Annotated in this window: 16 protein-coding genes, 1 tRNA gene and 1 riboswitch; of the genes, 9 read left to right on the top strand and 8 right to left on the bottom strand. The window is 72.3% G+C overall.

Translation table 11 applies throughout. From position 1 onward, the window contains the following. Positions 1–189 precede the first annotated feature (189 nt). On the bottom strand, positions 190–1575 hold the full coding sequence (locus OG257_RS18460) for an FAD-binding oxidoreductase (protein WP_329208816.1): 1386 nt from the start codon (positions 1573–1575) through the stop codon (positions 190–192). Between the two features lie 330 nt (positions 1576–1905). Here OG257_RS18460 and OG257_RS18455 point away from each other — a divergent pair. The 5 genes from OG257_RS18455 (at position 1906) to OG257_RS18435 (ending at position 6760) form a co-directional block, all read left to right on the top strand. Next, positions 1906–1979 (top strand) — tRNA-Met (locus OG257_RS18455). A 114-nt stretch (positions 1980–2093) separates the two neighbouring features. Further along, entirely contained in the window at positions 2094–2840 is a 747-nt protein-coding gene (locus tag OG257_RS18450; RefSeq protein WP_329208815.1) for a MerR family transcriptional regulator, read from the top strand. Positions 2841–2970: 130 nt separating this feature from the next. Beyond that, positions 2971–4128 carry a PP2C family protein-serine/threonine phosphatase gene (locus OG257_RS18445; RefSeq protein ID WP_329208814.1) on the top strand — a complete coding sequence of 386 codons (1158 nt, stop codon included), beginning with the start codon at positions 2971–2973 and terminating at the stop codon, positions 4126–4128. A gap of 234 nt (positions 4129–4362) precedes the next feature. Next, a riboswitch (cyclic di-AMP (ydaO/yuaA leader) is annotated at positions 4363–4515 on the top strand. 11 nt (positions 4516–4526) lie between these two features. Continuing rightward, the gene (locus tag OG257_RS18440) at positions 4527–5564 is read left to right on the top strand and encodes a M23 family metallopeptidase (protein ID WP_329208813.1); all 1038 of its coding nucleotides are present in this window, start codon (positions 4527–4529) and stop codon (positions 5562–5564) included. A 251-nt stretch (positions 5565–5815) separates the two neighbouring features. Next, positions 5816–6760, top strand: a complete 945-nt coding sequence (locus OG257_RS18435) for an aldo/keto reductase (protein WP_329208812.1) — start codon at positions 5816–5818, stop codon at positions 6758–6760. A gap of 16 nt (positions 6761–6776) precedes the next feature. Here the strand turns inward: OG257_RS18435 and OG257_RS18430 are convergent, their stop codons facing one another. The 4 genes from OG257_RS18430 to OG257_RS18415 all read right to left on the bottom strand — a co-directional run bounded on the left by OG257_RS18430 (position 6777) and on the right by OG257_RS18415 (position 12146). Beyond that, the gene (locus OG257_RS18430; protein WP_329208811.1) at positions 6777–8273 is read right to left on the bottom strand and encodes a PrsW family intramembrane metalloprotease; all 1497 of its coding nucleotides are present in this window, start codon (positions 8271–8273) and stop codon (positions 6777–6779) included. A gap of 170 nt (positions 8274–8443) precedes the next feature. Then, complete coding sequence (gene trmB, locus OG257_RS18425) at positions 8444–9271, bottom strand: tRNA (guanosine(46)-N7)-methyltransferase TrmB (RefSeq protein WP_329208810.1); 828 nt, start codon at positions 9269–9271, stop codon at positions 8444–8446. Further along, positions 9264–10520, bottom strand: coding sequence for an L-2-hydroxyglutarate oxidase (gene lhgO, locus OG257_RS18420; protein ID WP_329208809.1), 1257 nt, complete (start codon positions 10518–10520; stop codon positions 9264–9266). The genes trmB and lhgO overlap by 8 nt, the downstream gene beginning before the upstream one ends. A gap of 132 nt (positions 10521–10652) precedes the next feature. After that, positions 10653–12146: a sporulation protein gene (locus OG257_RS18415; protein ID WP_329208808.1), complete on the bottom strand. Its 1494-nt coding sequence runs from the start codon at positions 12144–12146 to the stop codon at positions 10653–10655. 934 nt (positions 12147–13080) lie between these two features. Between OG257_RS18415 and OG257_RS18410 the strand changes: the two genes are divergently transcribed. Together OG257_RS18410 and OG257_RS18405 are read left to right on the top strand one after the other, a co-directional pair. After that, on the top strand, positions 13081–15192 hold the full coding sequence (locus OG257_RS18410) for an asparagine synthase-related protein (protein WP_329208807.1): 2112 nt from the start codon (positions 13081–13083) through the stop codon (positions 15190–15192). Positions 15193–15334: 142 nt separating this feature from the next. Then, positions 15335–18571 (top strand): ATP-binding protein, encoded by a 3237-nt coding sequence (locus tag OG257_RS18405; RefSeq protein WP_329208806.1) that lies wholly within the window; start codon positions 15335–15337, stop codon positions 18569–18571. On the opposite strand, the gene OG257_RS18400 is transcribed toward OG257_RS18405, so the two are convergent. Together OG257_RS18400 and OG257_RS18395 are read right to left on the bottom strand one after the other, a co-directional pair. Beyond that, the gene (locus tag OG257_RS18400) at positions 18558–20597 is read right to left on the bottom strand and encodes a sigma-70 family RNA polymerase sigma factor (RefSeq protein WP_329208805.1); all 2040 of its coding nucleotides are present in this window, start codon (positions 20595–20597) and stop codon (positions 18558–18560) included. The two genes, OG257_RS18405 and OG257_RS18400, sit on opposite strands and share 14 nt — an antisense overlap. Before the next feature lie 240 nt (positions 20598–20837). Continuing rightward, positions 20838–21629 carry a TetR/AcrR family transcriptional regulator gene (locus OG257_RS18395; RefSeq protein WP_329208804.1) on the bottom strand — a complete coding sequence of 264 codons (792 nt, stop codon included), beginning with the start codon at positions 21627–21629 and terminating at the stop codon, positions 20838–20840. Between the two features lie 384 nt (positions 21630–22013). Between OG257_RS18395 and OG257_RS18390 the strand changes: the two genes are divergently transcribed. Both OG257_RS18390 and OG257_RS18385 read left to right on the top strand, forming a co-directional pair. Continuing rightward, the gene (locus OG257_RS18390) at positions 22014–23429 is read left to right on the top strand and encodes an NAD(P)/FAD-dependent oxidoreductase (protein ID WP_329208803.1); all 1416 of its coding nucleotides are present in this window, start codon (positions 22014–22016) and stop codon (positions 23427–23429) included. A 373-nt stretch (positions 23430–23802) separates the two neighbouring features. After that, on the top strand, positions 23803–25485 hold the full coding sequence (locus tag OG257_RS18385; RefSeq protein WP_329208802.1) for an ATP-binding SpoIIE family protein phosphatase: 1683 nt from the start codon (positions 23803–23805) through the stop codon (positions 25483–25485). On the opposite strand, the gene OG257_RS18380 is transcribed toward OG257_RS18385, so the two are convergent. Beyond that, positions 25479–26777, bottom strand: a complete 1299-nt coding sequence (locus tag OG257_RS18380; protein ID WP_329215170.1) for an MFS transporter — start codon at positions 26775–26777, stop codon at positions 25479–25481. The genes OG257_RS18385 and OG257_RS18380 overlap by 7 nt on opposite strands. Positions 26778–26897: the final 120 nt, after the last annotated feature.

The raw sequence follows: 26897 nt of genomic DNA, 5'->3' as shown, positions 1-26897 counted from the left end.
AGGTGTGCGGTGAGAGCCCCGTGACCGAGCCGATGGTGTGATGCCGGACTGGTCCCGACCGGTACGACGACGATGTGCCGCTTCCGGTGTCGCGCCGCTCCGGGGGCGGCCGGATCATCATGCGGTGCATGCAGACTGTAACCCTCGGAGCACGGCTTTCCCTCTGTATTGCCGTGGTCGGCGTGAGGGTCAGTGACCCGGGTTGGGCTCGATGTTCTGGTTTGCGTGGAAGAGGTTGTGCGGGTCGTAGGCCTGCTTGACCTCCGCGAGCCTGTCGTAATGGCCGCGGTAGGTGGCCCGGACCCGGTCCGGGGACTCGCCCGCGCCGATGAAGTTCACGTACGCGCCGCCCATGGAATGCGGGTGCAGCGCGTCCCAGTAGTCCACGGCCCACTGCCGCAGCGCCTCCGCGTTGTCCGGGTCGGGGTCGATGCCTGCGATGACGCCGGACCATACGGCGTCGCGGTAGGCCCATGCCGTGTCGTCGGCCCCGACACGGCCCGCGGCCCCGTCGACGGGGTAGAGGTGCATGGTCGACAGACCGGTGGGGAGTGCCTCCGCGTACCTGGCGTGCACGTCGACGGCGTCGTCCGTGATCCGGTCGAAGAAGGCGCCGCGCCAGTACCACTGGAGGCCCGTGGGGATCAGCTCGTCGAACATGGCCTGCAGCGCCGGGTAGGGCATCGGCGCCGTGAAGTGGAAGGCGGGTTTGCCCGGTTCGTTCACGACCGCGAGGGTCTCGCCCAGGGCGTCCGGGTCCGCCGTCGAGGACCAGACGACACCGCACACCTTCTGGCCGTGGAGCTCCTCCGGGAACGGGGGCGCGGGCGGGACGGTCATCGACGCGAAGAAGCCGTACAGATCGTCGGGCGCCTGCGGCAGGAACTCGCGGTACCAGCGCATGACGTCGGGGAGGAGGTCCAGCGGCCACACGGTGATGCCGACACCCACGGTGTCCACGGGGTGCAGCTCGAAGTCGAACGACGTCACGATGCCGAAGTTCCCGCCGCCGCCGCGCAGCGCCCAGAAGAGGTCGGCGTTCTCGCTCGCGTTCGTCGTGACGAAGCCGCCGTCGGCCAGGACGACGTCGGCGGACACCAGATTGTCCGCCGTGAGGCCGTACTTGCGGGTGAGGTAGCCGTGTCCGCCGCCGAGGGTGAGGCCCCCGACACCCGTGGTGGACATGATGCCCGCGGGGGTGCCGAGGCCGAACGCGTGGGCGGCGTGGTCGAGGTCGCCCAGCTTCGCCCCGCCGTCGACCTGCGCGGTCTGGGTGGCCGGGTCGACGCGCACGCCGCGCATCGGCGACAGGTCGATCGTGACGGCGTCGTCGACGAGGCAGAGACCGGGTCCGCTGTGTCCGCCGCCCATCACCGCCACCTCGAGGCCGTGCGTGCGTACGAAGTCGACGGCTGCCATGACGTCCGCCGTGTCGTGGCACCGGACCACGGCCGCCGGTCTCCGGTCGATCATGGCGTTGTAGATCGTGCGGGACCGTGTGTACTCCGGGTCGTCCGGGCCGATGACGGGGCCGCGCAGTTCGGTCCGCATCGTTTCGAGTGTGGTGCCGTCCATGACCGTCTCCTTGCCGAAGCGTGTGCCGCACCCGGTCCGCCTGTGCCGGCCTTCGGTGCGGGTTTGCGCCGGCGCTCCGGCAACTTCGGTAGCCGGCGGAAGCGGACACCGCAGGACTGATAGCTCCAGCGTCCCGCCGCTGACGGAGCCGCGCACTCCGGCCCGCCCGTGCCTACGGGGGCATACGCACCCTGCCGCCGATGCGGACGGATGCTCCGCGGGGGCCGCGGGCACCGGCGATCCGGGCGGTGCCGGAGCGGGTAGCGGGGGGTCGCGGAGGTAAATGGTCAGGACCTCGTCCCGGATGGCGTAGTGTTGCACTCACAACGACGCGGGGTGGAGCAGCTCGGTAGCTCGCTGGGCTCATAACCCAGAGGTCGCAGGTTCAAATCCTGTCCCCGCTACTGAAAGACAGAGGCCCGGATCCTTTCGAGGATCCGGGCCTCTGTCGTATGCCGACGTCCGCCACGGCTGCCGTGCTTGACCTTGACGCAACGTAAAGATCTAGCGTTCTCGGCATGGAGTGGTCCATCCAGGAAATCGCCAGAAAGGCCGGCACCACGAGCCGCACGCTCCGGCACTACGGAGATCTCGGTCTCCTCGCGCCGAGCCGGATCGGGTCCAACGGCTACCGCTACTACGACCAGGACGCCCTCGTCCGGCTGCAGCGCATTCTGCTGCTGCGGGAGCTGGGTCTCTCGCTGCCCGCCATCAAGGACGTACTCGAGGGGCAGCGGGACACGTCGGTGGCGCTCCGGGCCCATCTGCGACTGCTGGAGCAGGAGCGGGAGCGCATCGGGCGGCAGATCGCCTCGGTGCGGACCACTCTCCACAAGACCGAGGAGGGAAGAGAGCTCATGGCCGAGGAAGTGTTCGACGGCTTCGATCACACGGTGTACGAGCAGGAGGTCACCGAGCGCTGGGGGCGGGACGCGTACGAGAAGGGCGACCGGTGGTGGCGATCGCTGAGCCGGGCGGAGCGCGACAGTTTCCGGGCCGCGCACGAGGCCGTCGCCCGTGACTACGGGCAGGCCAGGGCCGCGGGCATGGACCCGGGCAGCGAGCAGGTGCAGGACATCGCGCGGCGGCACTGCGAGTGGCTGTCGGTGACCGCGACGGCCACCCGGTCGTACGTGATCGGCCTCGGCGAGATGTACGTCGCCGATCCCCGCTTCGGGAAGAACTACGATCGGTACGGAGACGGCACCGCCGTCTTCGTACGGGATGCACTGACGATCTACGCGCAGCGCAGGCTCTCCGACTGACCATCGGGGCGCGGCGCTCGGCGCTCCTCCCTTTGGCCGACGACGAGTCGCCGCACGGCGCGGCTCCGGCCAGCCTGGTTGGAGCGCGGTACCGTCCGCAGCCGTGGGCGGACCGGGCAGGAGTGCACAGGTGGGGAAGCGGGAGAGGCGGCGCGGCGTAGCTGCTGGAGGTGCCCGCACCCGGCAGTTCGTACGTCTGCTGCCCGCACTGATGATCGCGGCCGGGGTGGTCTTCGACCTCAATACGCCGCCCGAGGTCAGTGCGATCCCCCTGTTCGCGGCGGCCCCGCTGATCGCCGCGCCGTTCTTCTCGCTGGCTAGCACGATCCGTACGGCCGTGGCCGCGATCCTGACGGTCCTGGCCATCCGGTTGTACGACGACACGATCTCGGACGTCGCCCCGGTCACCGAGCTGTTCACCCTGGTCACCGTTTCCGTGCTGGCCCTCGTCATCAACGGCGTCGTCCGGCGCAGCAACGAGCAGCTGGCCTCGGCCCGGGTCATCGCGGAGACCGCGATGCGCGCCGTGCTCCCGACGCCGGACGACCGGATCGGCGGGCTACTGGTCGCGGCGCGGTACGAGGCGGCGCAGGCGGACGAGTTCGTCGGCGGTGACCTGTTCGCCGTCGCGGACACCCCGCACGGGGTGCGGCTGGTCGTCGGGGACGTACGGGGCAAGGGGCTGGCCGCCGTGGAGGCGGTGGCCGTGGTGATCGGGGCGTTCAGGGAGGCCGCCGAGCAGGAGCTGTCGCTGGAGGGTGTGGCGCAGCGGCTGGAGCGGGCGCTGGCGCGGGAAGGGACCCGGCGCGGCGGGCTCGACTCGATGGAGGGGTTCGTCACCGCCGTGCTCGCCGAGATTCCGGCGGGCTCGGGGAGGTTGCGGATCGTCAACCGCGGTCACCCCGAGCCGATCCTGCTGCACGCGGACGGGGCGCTCGAGGTGCTGGCGCCGACCGTGCCGGCGCTGCCGATCGGGATGGGCCTGGGGGCGTGGCCGGACCGGTCGGACGAGTGGGAACTGCCTGCCGGGGCGACGCTCCTGGCGTTCACGGACGGCCTCTCCGAGGCGCGGGACGCGGACGGGGTCTTCTACGACCCGGCGGCCCGGCTGCGCGGCCGGATCTTCCCGGGGCCCGAGGAACTGCTCTCGGCGCTCACCGACGACGTACGGCTGCACACGAAGGGCCGTGCCGTGGACGACATGGCGCTGCTCGCGGTCGGCCGGCCCGCCCGGGGGCAGCCGGAGCGGCGGACGACTGTGAAGATCGTGGGGCGGGGCGATGGATGAGTGGTTGCCACGGTGTGTAGTCGAAGGGCACCGCTCCGCATAACATTTGACGCAACGTCAGAAATTGGTACCCCGACCGGGAATACTCAACTCGCCCGTTTCGGACCGTTAATCCCCTGAAAGTCCACGCCGGAGCCGTGAATGATCAACGGGAACAGCTTGGAATCGGACCCGGGTGTCTATTAACGTTCGATAACGCAGCGCGGTTGTCCCAGTCGTCGCAAGAGGCGGCACCGTGCGCGAGCGCCGAATTCCGCAAGGAAACCGGGGAACCACCTACATGGGGTGAATCGGGCACCTGTGTCTCGTAAGAGACGGAGATGCCCGTAGGAGACCTTCCTGCTCCGAACCCGTCAGCTAACCCGGTAGGCGAGAAGGAAGGAAAGGAGTGCGCCCACGTGGCGTCCAATCAGCCTGCCCCCGAGGCCCCGTCACCCTTCAGGTCCGACAGCTTCGGTGACGAGGGCAGGACATGGGAGGAATGGAACCCCACCGAGGAGTCCATCCGTCCCGTACGCGGCAGGCACCGTGTAGCCAAGCAGCGCGGCCTCGCCCGTAGCTCCACCGTCCTCGGTGTCGGCGTCATCGCGGCCGTCGGCGCGGGTGGCATGGCCACTGCGCAGAGCAAGCCGCCGGTCTCTATTTCTCTTCCCGATTCCATCGCGGACAACCTCCCCGACGCCAAGTCCCTGCCCGGCGTGAGCGCGTTCATGTCGGACGACGCGGCGGACAACGGCACGGTCGCCGCGTCCTCCCCGCTCACCACCGCCGGCATCACGGCCGCCGAGGCCGAGCAGGGCACGAGCAACGCCGGTGAGGCGCTGCGCGCCCGCATCCTCCAGCAGGCCGAGCAGCAGCAGGCCGGAGCCGAGGCCGAGGCCAAGGCCGCGGAGGAGAAGGCAGCGGCCGAAGCGGCCGCGGCCGCAGCCGCGAAGCAGCAGAGCGAGGCCGAGGCGAAGGCCGCCGCGGAGAAGAAGGCGGCGGAACTCGCGGCGAAGAAGAAGGCAGAGGCCGAGCGCCTCGCCAAGCTCGCCGCCAGCTACGCCCTCCCGACCTCCTCGTACACGATCACCTCGACCTTCGGCCAGGCCGGTTCGATGTGGTCCTCCGGCTACCACACCGGTCTCGACTTCGCGGCGCCGACCGGCACCCCGATCAAGGCCGTGCACAGCGGCACGGTGAAGTCGGCGGGCTGGTCGGGTTCGTACGGGTACCACACCGTCATCGAGCTCGACGACGGTACGGAGATCTCGTACAGCCACCAGTCCTCGATGGACGTCACCGCCGGCCAGCGGGTCACCACCGGTGAGACCATCGGCCGCGTCGGCGCCACCGGCAATGTGACCGGCCCTCACCTCCACCTGGAGGTCCACACCGCGGACGGCTCGGGCATCGACCCGATGAGCTGGCTGCGCAGCAAGGGTCTCTCGATCTGAGGTCTCCCGGTCCGAGGGCTCCGCGGCGCTTCCGCCGAGCCCTCGCCGGTGCTCCGCGGTGCTGCCGTCGAGCCCTCGCCGTTCCTGCGCCGAGCGTTCGCGCAGGCGGACGGCCCATCCGAACCCCGGCGGACGACGCCCCCTGAACCCCGGCGGCCCTGGCGCACCCCCCCCCGACGTCAGGGCTGCCGGTCTGCCCGCGGTCCGCATCCGTCGGAATAGTCGCCTGAGGGGACTGGTTTGTTCCAGGTATGACTTCACTCCGCACACTCGGTTCCTCGGGCCTCCAGGTCTTCCCGCTCGCTCTCGGCGGCAATGTCTTCGGCTGGACGGCCGATGAGGACGGGTCCTTCGCCGTCCTGGACGCGTACGCCGCGGCCGGCGGCAACTTCATCGACACGGCCGACTCGTACTCCGCCTGGGCCCCGGGCAACGAGGGCGGCGAGTCGGAGACGCTCGTCGGCAAGTGGCTGGCGTCGCGCTCCAACCGCTCCGACATCGTCGTCGCCACCAAGGTCGGCGCCCACCCCGAGTTCAAGGGGCTCGCCGGCGCGACCATCAAGGGCGCCGCCGAAGCCTCGCTGCGCCGGCTCGGCACCGACCACATCGACCTCTACTACACGCACTTCGACGACGAGACCGTCCCCGTGGAGGAGATCGTCACCGCGCTCGACCAGTTGGTGAAGGACGGCAAGGTGCGTGAGATCGCCGCCTCCAACATCAGCCCCGAGCGGCTCCGGGCCTCCCTGGAATTCTCCGAGCGCGAGGGCCTCGCCCGCTATGTCGCGCTGCAGCCGCACTACAACCTCGTCTCGCGCGACACCTACGAGGGCGAGCTCCAGGACACGGCAGCCGAGGCGGGCCTCGCCGCCGTCCCGTACTTCGCGCTGGCCTCCGGCTTCCTCACCGGGAAGTACCGGCCCGGCACAACGGTCGAGAGCGCCCGGGCCGACGGCGCGGCCAGGCACCTGGAGTCGGAACGCGGCCGCAAGGTGCTCGCCGTGCTCGACAGGGTGGCCCAGGAGCACGACGCGGAGATCGCCACGGTCGCGCTGGCCTGGCTGGCCGCCCGGCCGACCGTCGCCGCGCCGATCGCGTCCGCCCGCACGGTCGGGCAGCTGCCCGCACTGGTGGCGGTGGCAGACCTGCGGCTGACCGACAAGGACCTGGCGGACCTCACCGAAGCATCCGCCTGACACCTCCCCCTCCCGGCTAGGCGGGTGGGCGGCTGTCCTGCTGGTGACCGTCGTGCAGATACGGGTTGTACCCGCCGTAGTGCCGGTGCGGCGCGGGGAGTTGCTGCTGCGGATACGGAGCGGGCTGCTGCGGGTACGGGGCCGGCTGCGGGAACCTGCGGGGGGACGGGACCGCGGCCGGGCCCATGGGGGCCGTGCCGCGCAGGGCGCGGAACCGGCCCGTCGCATGGGCCGCGTACGTCAGGGCCGGGCCGGCGACCTCCCGGCGCTGCCACAGGTGGTGCAGCAGCTCCTGCTCGCGCTCGGCGAAGTCCGGACCGGGTGTGTCGCGGCGGGCTCTGCGGCGCAGCACCGCCAGGGAGGTCGCGAACCCCTCGTACTCCGCGACCGCCTGTGCTGCGGCCTTGCCCCGGGCCCGGTCGGAGGTTCCGTGCCAGTGCCGTGCCATGTCGCGGGCCATGCCCCTGGCCCGCATCGAGGCGAGCGACAGCGGTTCGGCCGGAGTCAGCCAGCCGGCCGCAGCGTAGACGGGCAGCTCGGTGGCCAGGGTGCGCAGTTCGCGTTGGCGCGTCCAGATGGCCAGCCAGGTCACCAGGCCGAAGGCCGGCACCATGAACACCCCGTACACCGCGTAGAAGCCGTAGGGGCCGAAGGCCGACGAGCCGTTCCACAGGGCGTGCATGCCCATGGCGAGGAGCAGGCCGAGGACCGGCAGCAGGATCCGGCGCACCCGGTGGTGCCGCCCGGCCACCGCCGCGACCCCGAAGCCGATGCCCGTGAGCACCGTGAACAGGGGGTGTGCGAACGGCGACATCACCACCCGTACGAAGAAGGTCCCTGCCGTCACCGACGCGAGGCCCGTGGTGCCCAGCTCCTGGTCCTCGCCGAAGGCGTTGCCCAGGTAGAGGATGTTCTCGGTGAAGGCGAAGCCGGTCGCGGTGAACCCGCCGACCACTATGCCGTCCACGACACCGCTGAACTCCCGTCTGCGGAACAGGAATATCAACAGCACGGCGGCGGCCTTGGCGCTCTCCTCGACGACCGGGGCGATCACCGTGGCCCCGAGGGTGTCGGCGCTCGCCGGGTCGGCGGTGGCCGTGGCGATCCACCGGGTCGCGAACGTGTTCGCGATGATCGCCACCAGGGCGGCGGCGCACGCTCCCCAGGCGAAGGCGAACAGCAGATTGCGCCAGGGGCCCGGCTCGACCCGGTCGAGCCAGCGGAACGCCGCCATCAGGAGCGGCACGGGCAGGACGGCCAGCCCCAGCCCGACCAGGAAACCCTCGGTGCCGGTCTGTTCGCGGACCATGGACAGGATCAGCAGGCCGCACAGAGCGAGCACGACGATCACCGCACCGGCACGGAACGCCTTGCTGCGCCAGACCACGCCGACGCGGCGCGGCCGGTAACGCCACTGGCCGCGCTCCGGGACGGCGCCCAGGAACTCGTCGAGCCGCTGCTCCTCGAGAACCGGGACGGCCGGCTGCTGGTGCTGCTCGTACCCCTCGGACACCCGATGACCCTAACGAGAGGGACTGACACCTGGCCATGGTGCGCTGCGCCGGGCACCGTTCAGTGGCTGATCAGCGACCCCCCGGCAGCAACTGGCGCCGACCGAGGGGCGGCCGAGGGCGGCCGAGGGCGGCCGGGGGCGGCCGGGGGCACGTCAGTGCGCGCGCCGGCTCACCGACGGGTGAACAGAACGTCCTGCACGACGTGCCCCTTGTCCAGGCCCTGTCCCTCGAAGCGGGTCAGTGGCCGGAACGCGGGCCGTGGCGCGTAGCCGCCGTCCGCCTGTGTGTTCTCGAACAGGGGGTGCGCCGTCAGCACCTCGAGCATCTGCTCCGCGTACGGCTCCCAGTCCGTCGCGCAGTGGATCACCGCGCCCGGCTTCGTCCGCTGTGCCACCAGGTCGAGGAACTCGGTCTGGATCAGCCGGCGCTTGTGGTGCCGCTTCTTGGGCCAGGGGTCGGGGAAGTACACCCGGAGCCCGTCCAGCGCCTGCGGCTCCAGCATCTCGCGCAGCAGGATGATCGCGTCACCGTTGGCGACCCGGATGTTGGACAGCCCTGCCCGGTCGGCGAGACCGAGCAGATTGCCCTGGCCCGGGGTGTGCACGTCGACGGCCAGAATGCCCGTGCCGGGGTCGTCGGCCGCCATCTGCGCGGTGGCCTCGCCCATGCCGAAGCCGATCTCCAGGACCACCGGGAGGCCGTCGAACAGCTCGGGCAGATCGAGGACGCGGAGGCCGTCGATGTCCAGGCCCCACTTCGGCCACAGCCGCTGGAGGGCGTCCTCCTGGCCGGCGGTGACCCGGCTGCGGCGCGGCTGGAAGCTGCGGATCCGGCGCTCGTGGTGCGATCCTGCCGGGTCGGCGGCGGGTCCGCCGGGGAAGCGGGGCTCCTGGCGGAGTCTGCGCTGCCGTTCGAAGGATGCTGCGCGCCGGGCCTCGGCATCCGCGTCCGCGGGGGTGCCGGGCGTTTCGGGGGTGGGGTTCACAGGCTCAGACACAATGACCGGATTCTACGGCGGGCGGCTTCCATCCCGTCGCGCGTGCCCGCAGCAGGGCCCGTCGCGCCACCTCCCTCCCGATGGGCAGCGAAGCCGTGGCGGCGGGGGACGGCGCGTTCAGTACGTGCACGGTGTGCGGGGCCTCGCGGAACAGGAAGTCGTCCACCAGCGTGCCGTCCCGCAGCACCGCCTGGGCCCTGACCCCGGCAGGGGACGGCCGAAGATCGTCCTCGGTCACCTCGGGCAGCAGCCGCTGGACGGCCCGGGTGAACGCCTTCCTCGACAGGGATCTGTGCACCTCGCCCGCCCCGTACCGCCAGTGCTGCCGGGCGATCCGCCAGGAACCGGGCCAGGTCAGGGTGGACGCCAGCTCACGGGGGCGGACGACGGGCCAGCCGTACCCCTCACGGGCCAGCGCCGGGACCGCGTTCGGCCCGACGTGGACCGTGCCGTCGGCGCCCCGGGTCAGATGGACCCCGAGGAACGGGAACGCCGGGTCCGGCACCGGGTAGACCAGGCCGCGCACCAGCTCCGGCCGCGCCAGCTCGTAGTACTCCCCGCGGAACGGCACGATCCGCACCCCGGGGTCGTCGCCCGCGAGCCGTGCCACCCGGTCGCTGTGCAGCCCCGCGCAGTTGACCAGCACCCGGGCGCGGACCACCTGCCCGTCGGCCGTCCGCACGGCGATGCCCCAGGGGCGCCGGTCGACAGCGACTACCTCCGCGCCGAACCGGATCTGCCCGCCCGACCCGCTCACCTCGGCCGCCAGCTGTGCGGCCACCGCCCCGAAGTCGCACACCCCGGTCGTCCCGACCCGGATCGCCGCGAGGCCGCGGACCTGCGGCTCGTACTCCGCGATCTGGGCGGGGCCGAGCTCCCGGACCGGCAGTCCGTGCTCCCGCCCCCGCTGGACCAGGCCGTGCAGGCGGGGCAGCTCGCCGCTCTCGGTCGCGACGATCAGCTTGCCGGTCACGGCGTGCGTGATGCCGTGACGCGCACAGAAGTCGACCATCTCCGCGGCGCCCCGGACGGCGTAGCGCGCCTTGAGGGAGCCAGGGGGGTAGTAGATGCCGCTGTGGATCACCCCGCTGTTGCGCCCCGTCTGATGACGGGCGGGCCCCCACTCCTTCTCCAGCACGGTGACCCGGGTGCCGGGCGCGGTGCGCGTGAGCGCGTACGCGGTCGACAGACCGACGATCCCGCCGCCGATCACCAGCACATCGCAGTCGTACGCCGCGTGCGTCATCACGCCACCTCCCACCCCGATAGTGCACTGACCCACTGACAACGGGCTCAAACCAGGGGAGGCGGGGGCGTGGCGAGTCGTGGTCCCGCAGCCGCCCCCCGGGTCCGGGCATACCGGGGCGTTACGGCGTTCCGCCTATGCCGGGGCCACCAGAAGCGGCCGGGCCCGTTCCCGGAGCTCGGCCACACGGGGCTCGTCCCCGTACGGTTCGAGGCGGTGCAGCAGATCGCGTACGTACTCCGTGGTGCGCGCCGAGGAGATGCGTCCGGCCACCTCGACCGCCCGCGTCCCGGCCGCGCACGCCGCGTCCAGGTTGCCCGACTCCAGCTCCGCGACCGCCGACACGACGAGCCGCAGCCCGTGGGAGCGGACGAACTCCTCCGTCGGCCTGGACAGGGCCTGCTCGGTGAAGCGTCGCACCTGCCGCGGGGCCTTCAGGTCGCGGTAGCACTCGGCGGCGTCGGCGGCGAATCTGTCGTACGAGTAGAAGCCGAGCCACGACGGGTCGGCATCGCCGGCCCGCGAACGCTCCAGCCAGCTCTCCGCCGCCTTGAGCGCGGCCCCCGCGGCCGGTGCGTCGCCCGCCTTCGCATGGGCGCGGGCCTCCACGAGGCGGAAGAAGCTCATGGTCCGTGCGGTGGCGAGGCCGCGGTTGCGTTCGACCGCCGCCTGCGCCAGGTCCACGCCCTCGTCGGCGAAGCCGCGGTAGGTGGCCTGCAGGGACATCGACGCCAGTACGTATCCGCCCAGCGGCACGTCGGCGGCGGCCCGGGCGAGCCGCAGTGCCTGGATGTAGTAGCGCTGCGCGGCCTCCTGCTGGCCGGTGTCGAACGCCATCCACCCGGCGAGCCGGGTCAGCTCGGCCGATGCGCCGAAGAGTGCCCGGCCCACCTCGTCGCTGTACGAACCGAGGAGCAGAGGTGCGGCGTCGACCCGTAAGCACTCCGGGACCATGGAGGAACGCCAGTCCCCTCCGCCGTACTTGGAGTCCCAGCGGCGGGCGTCCTGGGCGGCCTCGCGCAGCTTGGCCACATCGCTGTGGCCGACGCGCAGGGGTGACACGTCGGACGACGCGTCCGGACCGGGCTGGACGGGCACGCCGCCCTGCGCCCCGGGTGCGCCCGGTGCGCCGAGAATCGCGGCCTCGGCCGCCGTCGGGTCCCGCGCGACCGACGGATCGGCGGGGGTTATCAGCCAGCGGGACGCGGGCGTCGCGTACGCGCTCACGGCGAAGGAACCCGCCAGCGACTGCCAGATTCCGCCGCCCCTGCGCCCGGCCGGATCCAGCCGGTACAGATCCGTCGCCGACCGCACGGCCTCGCCCACGTCGCGCGGGAAGGCCAGACCGACCTCCGGCGCCGGGTCGGCGTCGGCGAGCCCGATCTCGTGCAGCGGCACCGGGCGGCCGAGTTTGGCCCCTATCGCCGCCGCGATGAGATGGGGCGCGGCACCTTGGGGCACCATGCCCTTGGCGACCCAGCGGGCCACCGAGGTCTTGTCGTAGCGAAGAGTCAGACCGCGCTGCGCTCCGAGGTCGTTGACCCGCCGGGCGAGCCCGGCGTTACTGATTCCCGCGAGGGCGAGAACCGTGCCGAGCTTCTCGTTCGGCCCGCGTTGCTCCCTGGACATGCGCCACCCCTCGACACACAGACGGCAGCCGCGTCACCGTGAGGCGCGCGGCATTCGTACCGTGTTCTCCCCAGGTACGGTCCCGGGCACTCCGGCCGCACACGCATTTGGCCGAGCCCCGTGGAATATGCCGCCCTGCCGAGAACATCAGTAAACCCAGCGTAGTTCGCCGCATCCCTACCGTTAAGGGGCAGACGTCCGTATGGCGGGAATGTTGTGCGTGCGGGCGGACTGTGCGGTCCTCGTCCGGCGCGGCGCCGGATGTGCGCCCGGGGAGCGGGCAGCACGCCGCGAGGGCCAGGGGCACGGCGGCGGAGGTGTCCTGCGTGCTCCTGGTGTGTGGCCGTGCGCCCGGCCGTGCGCTCTGGTCCGGCCGGTACGGGAGCGCTTCCATTGGTGCTGCGTGGGTCGGCCCGCTGCACTGGACTCAGCGGGCTGGGGGAGACCGCCGCCCCAATCCCCGCGGGCGGCGAACCGGTCCGGGAGGTGGCGAACACCTCCCGGACTGTGTGTTGTACGGCAGCCGGTGGGGGGCGGGACAGGTCGGCCGGCGCACCGGGGGGATGCGCCGGCCGATGTGGTCCCGGACCGTCCGCGAAGCCCCCGGAGGCGAAACGCGCGGTTGCATCGCGATCAGAGATTGGCCGAATAACGCCGGTCGGCCGACGCGTTGGGGAACGGTCCGGCTATGGCCGGATTCCAACGGTGCCGCGAAGCGCCCGGGGTACAACCCCCATCCGGGGCCCGGCGCCACAACTCCCGGAAGCACCGGTTCTGTTGTCACGGGCTCTGCCGGGCCTTTGCCAGGGGCGCATGCGCATCCGGTGTGCGCTGCCCGTACCCCCTCCCGGGCGCCTTTGTCGTGGCAGCATGTCCCGCAGCGGCGTTCGCGTGTCCTGGTACGCCGCTTCGTCCACAGCCTGTGGAGGCGGCGATGCGTTGGTTGGTGGGGTGGAGCAGTATCGCCGCGAGCTTCGGCACCGTAGGTGCGGTCGGCAACCACGGCGAGGGACGCACCGTCCACCCCGTGGGTTCCCAACTCCTGTGGGGTGACCCGGATCCGCTCTGGGCCGTCGGCGACTGGCGCCCCGACGAGATCCGCATCATCAAGGTCGCGACACAGGAGGGCGCTCCCACCACCCGTCTCGCGGTCCTAGGCTGCTGCGGTGCCACCGACGAACAACTCCGCGTCGGACTGCTCGCCGCCCGCGGCGGGGCGCTGCGCCATCTCACCGCCTGGCCCGGCAGCTACACGGCCGTCGTCCAGATCGGCCGCCGCATCACCGTCGCAGGTGACATCGCCGGAGCCCGCCCCGTCTTCCACACGCCCTGGGCCAACGGAACCGCGTACGCCACCGCCGCCCTTCCGCTGGCGGACCTCATCGAGGCCCAGCTGGACATCGGCCACCTGGCCGCACTGCTCGCCTGCCCGGAGACACCTGAAGCCCTGGGCAACGGCACCCCGTACGCCGGGGTGAAGCGGGTCCCGCCGGGCCACGCGCTCATCCTCCGGGAGGGCTCCCGGGAGATCACGGGCTACGAAGCGGTGGCGTCCCTCGCCGTGGCGGCGCCCCAGGTCGACCCGGTCAGAGCCGTCGAGGGCGTACGGGACGCGCTCGTCGAAGCCGTACGCGCCCGGCTGACCGCCCCGCGCCACGCCCCGGAGACCCTGCCGCCCGACCCCGGACCCGTCCCCGGCATGGGGCCCGCCGAACGCCGCGCCGCCCGAGGGGCGCCCGTACCCGGCATCGGCTCCGACCTCTCCGGAGGCAGCGCCTCCGCGACCCTCGCCCTGCTGGCCGCCGGACTCCCCGGGCTGCCCGGCACCGTCCTCGGCCACGGCACCGGGGCGGGCGAGCGCCTGCTCGCGGTCACGTTCAACGACCTCTGCGCGAAGGGCCGCGAGGACGAGCTGGAACGCGCCCGCGCCATCGCCGCCAACCCCCGCCTGCACCACGTGGTCGTCGCCGCCGGTGAAGAGGCCCTGCCCTACGCGGCACTGGACAGCGGCCCGCTCACCGACGAACCCGCCCCCTCCCTCGTCGTCGCCGAGCGCCACCGCCGCCGCCTGGCCGCGGGCAGCGCCGACCACTTCGTCGGCCACGGCGCCCGGCAGGTACTCGACGCACACCCCGCCCGCCTGGCCGACCTGCTCATGGACCGGCGCAGACGCCACCTGCTGCGCCCCGTCGCCGCCCTCGCCAAGGCCGAAGGAACCTCCGCGCACTCCCTGCTCGTCCCGCTGGCCGTCTACCGCGCGGCCCGCCGGCTCGCCCGCACCTCGTACCGCACCGGTCTGGAAACAGCAGCCGGCCTGCTGCCGGACGCCAACCGCTACGCGCCCGACCTCGACACCCCCGCAGAGGCCTCGCTCGCCTCCCTCGCCTGGTCCCGTCCGGGCCCGGCCGCACGCTGGCTCACCGGGGAGGCGCTCGCGGAAGTAGCGGTCCGGCTGCAGGAGGCGGCGATCCGGCCCACGTCGGTGCAGCGGCCGGGAGAGGCCCGCGCCCGCGCGGCACTGGCCCGGCACGCGGCCGACCACCGGATCCTGGAACAGGCCGCGGAGATCCGCAGCCAGCGGCTGCACGCCCCGTTCCTCGACAACCAGGTCGTACGGGCGGCCAGGGCGCTCCCCGAATCGCTGCGCGTCCAGCCGGGAGCCCGGGCCGCGATCCTGCGCAGGGTCCTCGCGGGCGCGGGCATCCACGACCTGCCGCCCGGCTGGGGCACCCCGTCCCAGGCCACCTCGGCAGCGGCGGGCCGCCTCGGCCTGCGCGCCGCTCTGCCGGAACTGATCGCGCTCTTCGACGCACCCCTGCTCGCCGACGCGGGCCTGATCGAGGCCCGCGTCGTACGGAAGGCGCTGCGCGCGGCGTCCGAAGGCGAACCGCTTCCCCTGGACGGCCTGGCCGACCTCGCCTCGACGGAACTCTGGCTGCGCCGCCTGGTCACCCGCCGAGGCACCTGCTGGACGGGCACAGCGGCCCCGCGCCAACGGGCAGTCGCAGGCGGCGTGGTCCCGGCCCGCAGGACGCTCCAGCCGTAACGCCGACGACCGGGGCGCCGCGCGACAACCCGCGGACCGGGCGCCGCGCGACGGCCCGCGGACCGGGCCCACGATCCGGCCCGTCGGGCGTTCGAGGACAAAGCCCCGCGCTCCGCAAGCCCGCACCGGACACAATGGGCCGGTGCAGTACCTGATCCTGGGCGCCACCGAGGCGCGAGACGAGCAAGGCGGCCCGCTGCCCGTGGGCGGTACGCGGCTGCGCGCCCTCCTCGCCGCACTCGCCCTGCGCGCCGGCCGCCCCGTGTCCGTCGCCGCGCTCGTCGACGACGTATGGGCGGGTGATCCCCCGAACGACGCGCCGGCCGCCCTCCAGGCCCTCGTCGGCAGGCTGCGCCGCGCCCTGGGCCGGGAGGCGGTCACCGGCACGCCCGGCGGTTATCGACTCGAAGCCGACCGCGACGACGTCGACCTGTACGTCTTCGAGCGGCTGGCCCGCCGGGGAGCCGCCGAACTCGACTCCGGCGACCCCGAGTCCGCCGCCCGCACCCTGCGCGCCGCGCTCGCCCTGTGGCGCGGACCCGCGCTCGCCGACCTCCGCGAGCGCGACCACGGGATACGGGCCGAGGCCGACCGGACGGCGGCGATCCAGCAGCGCATCGAGGCCGACCTCCGGCGCGGGGCTCCGCGGGGCCTCGTACCCGAGTTGAGGGAGCTCACGGCCGCCCACCCCTACAACGAGCCCCTGCACGCGCAGCTGCTCCGTGCCCTGCGCGCCGAAGGAAGACAGGCCGACGCACTCGTCGCGTACGAGGAGGCACGCCGGGCCCTGGCGGACGGCCTGGGCGCCGACCCGGGACCGGAACTCACCGCCCTGCACCGGGAGCTCCTCGACCACGCGGGCCCCTCAGCCCCGGCCGACCCGCACCCCCCGGAAGGCAACCTCCGCCCCAGGCTCACCTCCTTCGTCGGACGGGAGCCCGAACTCCTGGCGATCCGCGCCGACCTGACCCGCGCCCGCCTCGTCACCCTCACCGGCCCCGGCGGCTCGGGGAAGACCAGGCTGGCCGAGGAGTCCGCGGCGGGCCAGGGCGCCTGGATCGCCGAACTCGCCCCGCTGGACGACCCCTCCGCCGTACCCGGAGCCGTACTCTCCGCCCTCGGCCTGCGCGAGACGACCCTCCTGCGGGACAGCGCCCACGACAGGCCCGCCGCGTCCGCGGACCCCACCGAACGGCTCGTCGAACACCTCTCCCACCGGTCGCGGAACCGTCCGTTCCTCCTCGTGCTCGACAACTGCGAGCACGTCATCGACGCGGCGGCGGCACTCGCGGAGACCCTCCTCACGCACTGCCCGCGGCTGCGCATCCTCGCCACCAGCCGCGAGCCCCTCGGCGTGCCGGGCGAGGCCGTGCGCCCCGTGGGCCCGCTGCCGCCCCATCCCGCCCACCGACTCTTCGCCGAACGTGCCCGCGCGGTGCGGCCGGACTTCCGCACGGACGAGGAGACGGAGGGAAACGACACCGAGGACGCCCAGGTCATCGCCGAGATCTGCCGGCGGCTCGACGGGCTTCCGCTCGCCATCGAACTGGCGGCCGCCCGGCTGAGAATGCTCACGCCGCGCCAGATCGCGGACCGCCTGGACGACCGCTTCCGTCTGCTGACCAGCGGCAGCCGCACCGTTCTGCCCCGTCAGCAGACCCTTCGGGCGGTGGTCGACTGGTCGTGGGACCTCCTCTCGGAGGACGAGCGCACCGTCCTGCGCCAGATCTCCGTCTTCGCGGGCGGCTGGGACCTGGCCGCCGCCGAGGCGGTGACCCGAAGCCCGGACGCCGCGTCCCTGCTCGGCGCGCTCGTCGACAAGTCCCTCGTCGTCGCGACCCCCACCGACGCCGGCGAGATGCGCTACCGCCTCCTGGAGACCATCCACGAGTACGCCTCCGAGCGCGCCGCCGAGACACCGGACGTACGGGCCGCAGCGGCGGCGGCACACACCGACTGCTTCGCCGCACTGGCCGAGAAGGCCGACCCCCTGCTGCGCTCCGGCGAACAGCTCCCGTGGATCAGCCGGCTGGAGGCGGACCTCGACAACATCCGTGCGGCCCTGCACCGCACGGTCGTCACCGAACCCTCCGAGCGGGACGCGCTACGACTCGTCCTGGGCATGGGCTGGTTCTGGTGGCTGCGCAACTTCCGTAACGAGGGCGCGGCCTGGGCCGACCGGGCCGCCGGCCTCGGCGAGGACCCGGACGATCCGGCGGACCCCCGCTACTGGCCACGCAAGCACCTGCACATGCTGCGGTTCTTCCTCACGATGGAGACCAGGTCCGTCGCGGACGCCCAGGGGGACGAAGAGATCCAGGCACTGGTGAGCTGTGTGACCGAGGCGTTCGGATCCGGCGGCCCGCAGGCCGCCCGCTTCCCGGGACTGTTCTGGCCGCTGACCTCGTACATGCGCGGCGAGTTCACCGAGGACGTGCGCGGGCACTTCGACGCGACCGTCGCCAACGCCCGCGAGAACGGCGGCGACTGGGAGTACGGCGTCACTCTGATGTTCCGCACCCACATGCTCGTCGACACACCGCACGGCATGACCGGCATCGACGAGGACCTCGCCGAGCTGCGCACACTGAGCCGACGCATCGGCGACCGCTACCTGCGCGCCCAGGTCGCGAGCGCCGCCGCGGAGGCCGGAATGATGCGGGGGAGGTACGACGAGTCGAGAGGCGCCTACCAGGAGGCACTGGCGCTGGCACGGGAGGTCGGTGCCCACGCGGAGGCCCCGTTCCTGATCGGCCGCCTCGCCGAACTCGACTACCGGGCCGGTGACCTGGACGCGGCCAGGAAGGGACTGGACGAGGCGGAGGCCGAGGCCGAGCGGCAGCACGTGCTGGACGCCCACGCCTATGTGAACTACCTGCGGGCCTCGATCGCGCTGACGGCCGGGGAGATCCCGGCGGCGAGGCGGTTCGCCGACGCGGCGCGCGGCGCGCAGGTCTACGGCCCGCCCCCGCAGTTCGCGGCAGGCCTCCTGTGCCTCTCGGGGCGCATCAGCGTGTACGAACCCTCAGGCGGTCCCGCCACCGGTCTGCGCGGTATCACCGACGGCTTCCGCATGGCCGTCGAAGCCCGCTGCGCGGACGTGTTCACCGCCTACCTGGCGGAGGCGGCGGGCATCACACTGCTGCTGCTGGGACGGTACGCGGCAGCGGCCCGCCTCCTGGCGGCCTCCGACACCTGGCGCGGCAGCGGTCCGCGGTCGGTGCTGGAGGATGCGGAGGTGGCCGAGGCGCTGGCGGAACTCAGGGAGAAGCTGGGGCCCCTCCTGTACGACGCGGAGCGCGCCGCGGGCAGCGCCCTGACCCCGGACGAGGCCGTGGATCTCCTGACCGGCATCACCGAGGAGCTCAGCGGCAGCTGATCCTCGAGTTCGCCCAGTCGGCCAGTGCCGCCGCGCCGAACGGCTCCGTGGGCTCCACGACGAGCCGGATCGTCCGCTGGCCGCCGATACCGACGCGCATGGCGACGGCAGGGTCACCGCCCCGCATCACCGGTGACTGCCACAGCCGCGCACCGTCCCCGCCGAACACGGAGAAGCGCATCGCGCCGGTCCACTTGGTCAGATCGTCGACACCGGCCATCGCCTCGTAGGTGGTGCACTCGCGGTTCAGCCGGACGGTGAACGACGAGCGCGGGTGGACGGTCACCCCGTGGGCGTACGTCGTGGAGCCGATCGACAGCCCGGAACGCTGCCAGACCGCCCCCCGGCTCTCGCTCAGCAGGATCTCGGGCTCGGTGTGGTCGCCGACGACGGAGTACTTCAACTCGCTGACCTGGAAGACCTCGGGAGCCGGTGCCGGAGGAGGCTCCGGTGCCGGCGGCTTCGGCGGGGCGGGCTCGGGAGTGGGCGTCGGCTTCGGAGCGGGCGGAGGCTCCGGCGTGGGCGGGGGCGTGGGTGTGGGCTCCGGCTTCGGCGTGGGCGTCGGCTCCGGCGGAGGTTCGGGTGCCGGGGCGGCCGGGGCCGGCGGCTTCGGCTTCTGCGGAGGAGCGGGCGCGGGCACCGCCGGGGCGACCACCGGCGGTTTCGCCACCGGCGCGGCCTCCGGCGCGGGCCCGCCGTCACCGACGAGCGCCCACACCAGTCCGGCCGCGGCCGCCACGGCGACCGCAGCCGCGATTCCGGCCTTCGCCGGCGCGCCGAGCCCTTCTGCCGCGGCACCGCCGGCCGCGCCGCCGGACGCCGTGCCGCCCGTCGCCGCCGCGGCGGCTCCGGCACCGGCCGCACCGGCTGCCCCGCCCGCCACGATGCCCGCGGCCTTGACCGCGTAGCCGGCGGCGAACCAGCCGATGACGGCGACCGGGAGCAGTGCCGGAATCCCCGCGTTCACGTGCGCCAGTTCACCTGCGGCGACACGGCACTTGGCGCACTCGTCGAGATGCTTGCGCAGCCCTCGTTCGGCCCGGGTCCGCAGTCCGCCGCGGGCATGGGCACCGAGCCGGTCGGCGTACTGCGCGCAGTCGCCCCCGGACGTCAGGGTCTCGCTCACGTGCGCCTGCAGATAGGCCTGCTTGAGCCCCTCGCGCGCCCTGACCGCCAGTACCGCCGTGGCATTGGCCGACAGCCCGAACAGCGGGGCGATCTCGCTCGGCGACTCCTCCTCCACGGTGGTGTGCCACAGCACGGCCTGCCAGCGCTCCGGCAGGCTGCGGAACGCCTGCATCGCCATCGACCGGTCCGCCTCGTGCATGGCCATCACATCGGCGCCGAGGTCGAGGGTGTCGGCATCGGAGAGCTCGGAGGAACGCGTGGCCTGGGCGGCGAACACCGCGAAGTCGTCGACGAGATGCTCGCGCTTCGCGCTCTTCGTCCAGGCGGCGGCGACATGGCGGACAGCTGTCATGAGGTACGCCCGGACCGCTTCCTCCGGCCCCTTCCCGCCGCGCACCGCCTGAAGTGTCCGTGCGAACACCTCGGCCGTCAGGTCGTCGGCGGTGTGCGCGTCGCGGCAGCAACTGCGGGCGTAGCGGCGTACGGCCCCCGAGTGCCGACGGAACAGCTCCTCGTACGCCCGGTCGTCGCCGGCCCGCATGCCCAGGATCAACTGGGCGTCCGACGGCGGGAGTTCGCCGGAACTGCCTCGGCCCTCACGCTGCAGGGGCACGACGAACGCCGCGCCGGTCTCCGTACCGGTGTCCGCTTCGCGTTCCGCCGCGGGGCCCGTTCCGTGTCCTGTCGAAGGATCTGTCCCGGGGCCGGCAGGGACGTCGGGCGGTGCCGGCCAGGGGCCGGGCAGGATGGTGCCGCCCTCGGCGCGTTCTTCCCTGTCCTCGCGGTTTCCGGAGCCTGCCTGGCTCGGCACGTGACCGGACGGCACACCGGTCTCCGTGCCACCGCCTGAGGCAGCGATTTCGTCGAACGGTTCTTCCTGCTGCCCGTCACCGCTCATCGCGGAAGCCCCCGTATGCACTTCGGACCCGAATACCGGGCAAGCGTGCCACAGAGCGCCGTCACGGCGAACCCTTCAGCCCCGTCAACCACTCGTCCGGGGTGTCTTGCTGTATAAGGGCCGCGGCATCACGCCACGGGGAAGCCGACGGTTCCCGCCCCCGGTCCTCGGGTGCGGATGCGGGCGTACCGGTGTCCGCCCAGCGCTGGACGGAGCGCTGGGCGGACACCGGCCGTATGCCTACGCGGGACGGGAGCGGAGACCCTCCAGCAGGATGTCCAGCAGCCGTGCCGAAGCCGCAGCCTGCTGAGCGGGATCCGGCAGGGCCGGAGCCGCCGTGGCGATCACCAGCAGCACATCGGCCACCGTCACATCGCCCCGCAGCTCACCGGACTCACGCGCCCGGTCGACCAGCCTGCCCACGACCTCGAGCAGCTCTGCCGCACCCGAGTCGTCGTCGAACTCCTCCTCGGCCGACGGGCGCGGTGGAACCACCCGGAGATCGGCCTGGCCCACTCCCTGCCGCTGGTGCGGGACCCGAGACTCGCCCTGGCCGTCGGCCGCGCCGTGCTCGTCCGCGTCGGCCCCGACACGCAGGACCTGCGGAGGCAGCAGCCGACCCGCACCCGAGGCCACGGACGTCCGCAGGAAACGGGAGAGAGCCGACCAGGGCTCCTCCTCCTGCCCCAGAGCCGTCCGCGCCTGATCGGTCAGCCGGGAGGTCTCCTCCTCGGCTATCCGTCGTACCAGCACGTCCTTGCTCGGGAAGCGGCGGTAGACCGTGCCGACCCCGACCCTGGCGCGCCGCGCCACGTCCTCCATCGGCGCGCCGTAACCCAGCTCGCCGAACACCTCTCGCGCGGCGCGCAGGACGTGTTCCAGATTGCGCTGTGCGTCCACGCGGAGCGGTGCCGAGCGGGGTACGTTCCCCGCCGCCGCGACCGTTCCTACCGCTCCCACCGCAGTCAGCCGCCCGTGGCCCTCCGAAGAAGAGGCGACAGCGGTCTGCCCATGCAAATCCTGAATGTGCATAACTTCCCCCGGTTATGACGTCTCCCCCCGGAGACTTCCCCGCCGTGTCAGTCGGTGTGCGGATCATCGTCCGAATCCGACACCCCGACGGGGTACGAACATAGTTGAGCCCGGGTCAATTCAGAAGGGGGTAGTTCCGCACGGAGCGCCCCCCGATCGGAGCAAGGACCGGTTGGCCCCTGATTCGCCCCCTCTTCCCGGGCTCTCCCGCCATGCCTGACCTGCACAGCTGTCGAATTTGCCGGTGTGCGGGCGCCACTCGGTGATCGAAGAGCTCCGGTCACACAATTTGTCGGGCCTGTGGACAAACAACGGACTCCGTTGCGTCATGGGATGGTGATGGCTCCAGATTCCCGGCGGACGACCCCCGGCACCCGGCCAAGTGTGCGCATTCTCGTCGTAGGCGGTGGCTACGTCGGGATGTACACGGCGCTGCGTCTCCAGCGGAAGCTGCGGCAGAGACTGAAGAGCGGCGACGCCGAAATCGTGGTGGTCACACCGGAGCCCTACATGACGTACCAGCCGTTCCTGCCCGAGGCGGCGGCCGGCTCGATCTCACCCCGGCACGTCGTCGTACCGCTCCGCCGGGTCCTCAAGGACTGCACGATCGTCATCGGTGAGGCGGAGCGCATCGATCACGCCAAGCGCACCGCGACCGTCACGACCCTCGCCACCGGTGAGGACGGCACGGGCGCCGTCGAGATCCCGTACGACGAGATCGTCGTCGCGCCCGGATCCGTCTCGCGCACCCTGCCGGTCCCCGGCCTCGCCGACTTCGGCATCGGCTTCAAGACCGTCGAGGAGGCCATCGGCCTGCGCAACCACGTCATCGAACAGATGGACATCGCCTCCGCCACCCGTGACCCCGCCATCCGCGACGCCGCCCTCACGTTCGTCTTCGTCGGAGGCGGTTACGCAGGCGTCGAGGCGCTCGCCGAGCTCGAGGACATGGCCCGCTACACCTCGCGGTACTACCACAACATCAAGCCCGCGGACCTGAAGTGGATCCTGGTCGAGGCCACCGGCCGCATCCTGCCCGAGGTCGGCGAGGCGATGGGGAAGTACGCCGTCCGGGAACTGCGGGGCCGCAACATCGACGTACGCCTCGACACCCGTCTCGACAGCTGCGAGGGCAGGATCGCGGTGCTCAGCGACGGCTCCCGCTTCCCGACCCGCACCCTTGTGTGGACGGCAGGCGTCAAGCCCGCACCGCTCCTCGCCGCCACCGACCTGCCCCTCACCGAGCGCGGCCGGCTCCGCTGTACCGCCGCGCTCTCCGTCGAGGGCGTCGAGCACGCCTGGGCCGCCGGTGACGCTGCCGCCGTACCCGACCTCACCTCCTCCGAACCGGACAGGGAGACCGCGCCGAACGCCCAGCACGCGGTACGGCAGGCCAAGGTCCTCGCCGAGAACATCGTTGCCACCCTCGCCGGACAACCGGTCAAGGACTACCGGCACTCCTACGCCGGATCCGTCGCCTCGCTGGGGCTGCACAAAGGCGTCGCCCACGTCTACGGGCGCAAGCTCAAGGGCTACCCGGCCTGGCTGATGCACCGCACGTACCACCTCAGCCGGGTGCCCACGTTCAACCGGAAGGCGCGCGTCCTTGCCGAATGGACCCTGGCCGGACTCTTCAAACGCGAGATCGTCTCCCTCGGCTCGCTCGAACACCCGCGCGCCGAGTTCGCCCTCGCGGCCGGTGGCCACGCCCACCCGGGGCACCCCGGAAGCGAGGCAAACCGGACACGTCCCGAGGACAACCCGCCGAAGGACGACAGTCCGCCGAAGACATCCGGTTGATCTCCCGGCCCCCCGGGTCCGCGCCCTCCGACCGCTGCGGACAGCGGTTCTCCTGCCGTACGACGGCCGCAGTTCAGCCACCGGACGGACAGCCGAACCACAACTGTCAGTACGGTCGGTCACACTGGGCGTGTGACCATAGGTGGGCCCACACCTGCACAGAGTGACCCGGCCGACAGTCACCTACAGTGACCGAAAGCGACGATCGACAGCACGAAGAGGCCCGGCTGCGCCTTCCCGGGGGTCCGGCCCCGGACGCCCCTGCACCGGCAGGAGAACCGGCAAAGAAACCGGCAAAGAAACCGGCACAGACACCGGCAGAAGAAGCAGCTCGCCCGAGCGGACCAGACCGACACACGAGGCCAGAAATTCCGTGAACTTCACGCGCTGGAGCGCCCGCCTTCCCGGAACGCAGCGTAGAACCGCCGCGCGGGACGATCACAGTTCCGTACCCGCCGCCCGCGCCGAGTCCGCCCGGCCGAAAAGCGCACCCGCGCCGCCGGACACCACCCCGGAAACGCCCGCTGCCACGCTCCCGGGCGCCGCTCACGAAACCCTCTCGGCCCGCGACATCCTCGGCAGGCTCCCCGCCCCCGTCGCGCTGCTGCACGGCCCCGAGCACCGCATCACGTACGTCAACGACGCCTACACGGCGGCATTCGGCCCCCGCCCCTGCGGGGTGCGCGCCGTGGACGCCATGCCCGAACTCACCGAGCTCAGCCTGCTGCCCCTGATGGACCAGGTCCTGCGCAGCGGCACGCCCCGCACGGTGAAGTCCCGAAAGGTCCAGGGCGGCAGTTCGTACACCGTGACCTGCACCCCGGTGGCCGCAGGCGATCCCGAGCTCACGAAGAGCGCCCCGGGTGAGGAGGGCGTGCTCGTCTACGCCACCGATGTCACCGACCACGCCGAAGCGGCGGAACGGCTCCGTGCCAGCGAACGCCGCCACCGCGAAACCGCTGTGACACTCCAGCGCTCCCTGCTCCCGCAGGACCTGGAACAGCCCGACGACCTGCGGATCGCCGCGACGTACCAGCCCGGTGGCACGGACGCGGCGGTCGGCGGCGACTGGTACGACGTCATCACCCTCGGCGCGGGCCGCACCGCTCTCGTGATCGGCGACGTGATGGGGCGCGGCGTCCGCGCCGCCGCCGTCATGGGCCAGCTGCGCACCGCGGTCCGTGCCTACGCCCGCCTGGACCTGCCGCCCCACGAGGTGCTCCAGCTCCTCGACGTCATCGCGGCCGAGATCGACGCCAGCCAGATCGCCACGTGCGTCTACGCGGTCCACGATCCCAACGAGGGGCACCTCGTCTACTCCTCCGCAGGCCACCTCCCGATCCTCGTGTGCGACGAGGACGGCACGGTGCACCGCGCCGAGGACCCGACCGGACCGCCGCTCGGCACCGGCGGCTGGGTCCACACCTCCGGGACGATCGCCCTGCCGCCCGGGTCCACCGCCGTGCTGTACACCGACGGCCTGGTCGAGCGCCGCAGCGAGGACATCGACGAGGGCGTCGCCTCCCTGGAGCGCGCGCTGTCCGGTGCCAAGGGGGCGCCTCAGGTGGTCTGCGACCGGCTGATCCGCTCCTTGGGGGTGACCGCCGAGCACGACGACGACGTGGCGGTCCTGGTGGTGCAGCACCCTGCCCGGACGGGGACGAACGCGGAGCTGTTCCACAACGCCTCGCTCGACCTGCTCGGCGGCATCGAAGCCGCACCCCGGGCCCGCGCCTTCGCCACCGGGGTCCTGGCCTCCTGGCGGTTCCCCGTCGAACTCTGCGACCTGGGCGTGCTCGCCGCGAGCGAACTCGTCGCGAACTCGCTCCAGCACGGCACCCCGCCCATGCGTCTGGGCCTGCGCCGCACCGACCGCCGCCTGATCATCGAGGTGACGGACGGCGACGACCACCTGCCGCGCCGCCGCAGAGCCGAACCCGCGGACGAGGCGGGACGCGGCATCTCCATCGTCGCGAGCATCGCCTCGTCCTGGGGCAGCCGCCGCACACCGGGCGGTGGCAAGGCGGTCTGGTGCGAATTCGCGCTACCTCAGTGAACGGTGACGGGAGCGGCCACCGGCCCGCCCTCCGGAAGTGACACGGCCACCACCCGCGACGGCACCGCCACGAGCGACGGCTTGTCCTGTACGGGAGTGAGCTGCCGCCCCAGTCGCAGTGCCAGCACGGTGATGCCCAGCGAGAACAGCACGAACGTCACGATGTACAGCCCGTGCAGCGTCGCCCCCATGGGGCCGCCCACGGCCGGTCCGACCGCCAGGGCCAGCTGCTTCACCAGGGCGAACGCCGAGTTGTACTGACCGACCATCGCCTCGGGCGCCAGGTCGGCGACGAGCGGGGCCACCGTCGGCGACAGCATCGACTCACCGAGCCCGAACAGGGCGTACGTCGAGATCATCGCGGCCGTGGCCATGGTCTGGCTGCCGTGCCCCAGGCCCGCGTAACCGGCCACGATCCAGGCGAACGCCCAGATCAGACCGACCCACGCGATGACCCGGCTGCGCCGCCGGCGCTCCACGAGACGGAGCACGACGAACTGTGCGACGACGATGACGGCCGTGTTGGCGGCCAGGGCGATACCCAGGGTCGACGGCTCGATCCCGGCCGCTTCGGTGCCGTAGGCCGCGAGCCCGGACTCGAACTGTCCGTAGCAGGCGAAGAAGAGCACGAAGCCGAGGACACACAGCTGGACCATGGCCTTGTGGGAGAGCAGCACCCGCAGTCCGGCCCCGGGCGCGGAGCCGTCGGTGGGCCGGGCACCGGCGATGGAGGGGGTGCGGGGCATGCGCACGGTGGCCGCGACCACCGCGAGCACGACGAACATGACCGCCTCGATCAGGAAGAGCAGGGTGAAGCTCGACGGATCGTTGACGTCGACGATCTGCCCGCCGACCAGCCCGCCGACGCCGAGGCCCAGGTTCTGCAGGAAGAACTGTGTGGCGAAGGCGCGGGTACGGGTGGCCGTGCTCGAACACCACACGAGCATCGTGGCGAGTGCCGGCTGCATGACCGCCGTGCCGGCGCCGAGGACGGCAGCCGACAGCACGGCGGTCGTCACATTGCCCGCCACACCCAGCGCGGCAGCGCCCACGGCGGCCAGGCCGGCGGCGACGATCAGCACGGGCAGCGGCCCGCGGCGGTCAATGGCCCGCCCTGTGAACGGCAGAACCCCCAGCGCTGCCATGGCGAAGACAGCCAGTACGACACCTGCCGTACCGGCGCCAAGATCCCGGACCTGCGCCACGTAGACGTACAGATACGGAACGGTGAACCCGAGGCCGAACGCGCTCAGCGCGCTCCCCACCTGGATCCGCCGCAGCGCTGCACCCATCTCCCTGGTCACACTCACCTACCTCAGACTTCGAAGAACCTTGAAGAACACAGACTCGTAGACTTTAGCACTAAAATTAGAACCTTAACGCTACACATAGAAGGACTTCGACGGCGATGG

The sequence above is a fragment of the Streptomyces sp. NBC_00683 genome, assembly GCF_036226745.1.
In the GTDB taxonomy this organism is placed as follows: Bacteria; Actinomycetota; Actinomycetes; order Streptomycetales; family Streptomycetaceae; genus Streptomyces.
The sequence above is the reverse complement of the archived record's forward strand: the minus strand, read 5'-3'. Positions and strand labels throughout refer to the sequence as shown.

Coding starts and splice junctions, on each gene's coding strand:
- OG257_RS18460 (WP_329208816.1), bottom strand. CDS start 1,575: ATGGACGGCACCACACTCGAAACGATGCGGACCGAACTGCGCGGCCCC.
- OG257_RS18450 (WP_329208815.1), top strand. CDS start 2,094: ATGGAGTGGTCCATCCAGGAAATCGCCAGAAAGGCCGGCACCACGAGC.
- OG257_RS18435 (WP_329208812.1), top strand. CDS start 5,816: ATGACTTCACTCCGCACACTCGGTTCCTCGGGCCTCCAGGTCTTCCCG.
- OG257_RS18415 (WP_329208808.1), bottom strand. CDS start 12,146: ATGTCCAGGGAGCAACGCGGGCCGAACGAGAAGCTCGGCACGGTTCTC.
- OG257_RS18410 (WP_329208807.1), top strand. CDS start 13,081: ATGCGTTGGTTGGTGGGGTGGAGCAGTATCGCCGCGAGCTTCGGCACC.
- OG257_RS18400 (WP_329208805.1), bottom strand. CDS start 20,597: ATGAGCGGTGACGGGCAGCAGGAAGAACCGTTCGACGAAATCGCTGCC.
- OG257_RS18395 (WP_329208804.1), bottom strand. CDS start 21,629: ATGCACATTCAGGATTTGCATGGGCAGACCGCTGTCGCCTCTTCTTCG.
- OG257_RS18380 (WP_329215170.1), bottom strand. CDS start 26,777: ATGGGTGCAGCGCTGCGGCGGATCCAGGTGGGGAGCGCGCTGAGCGCG.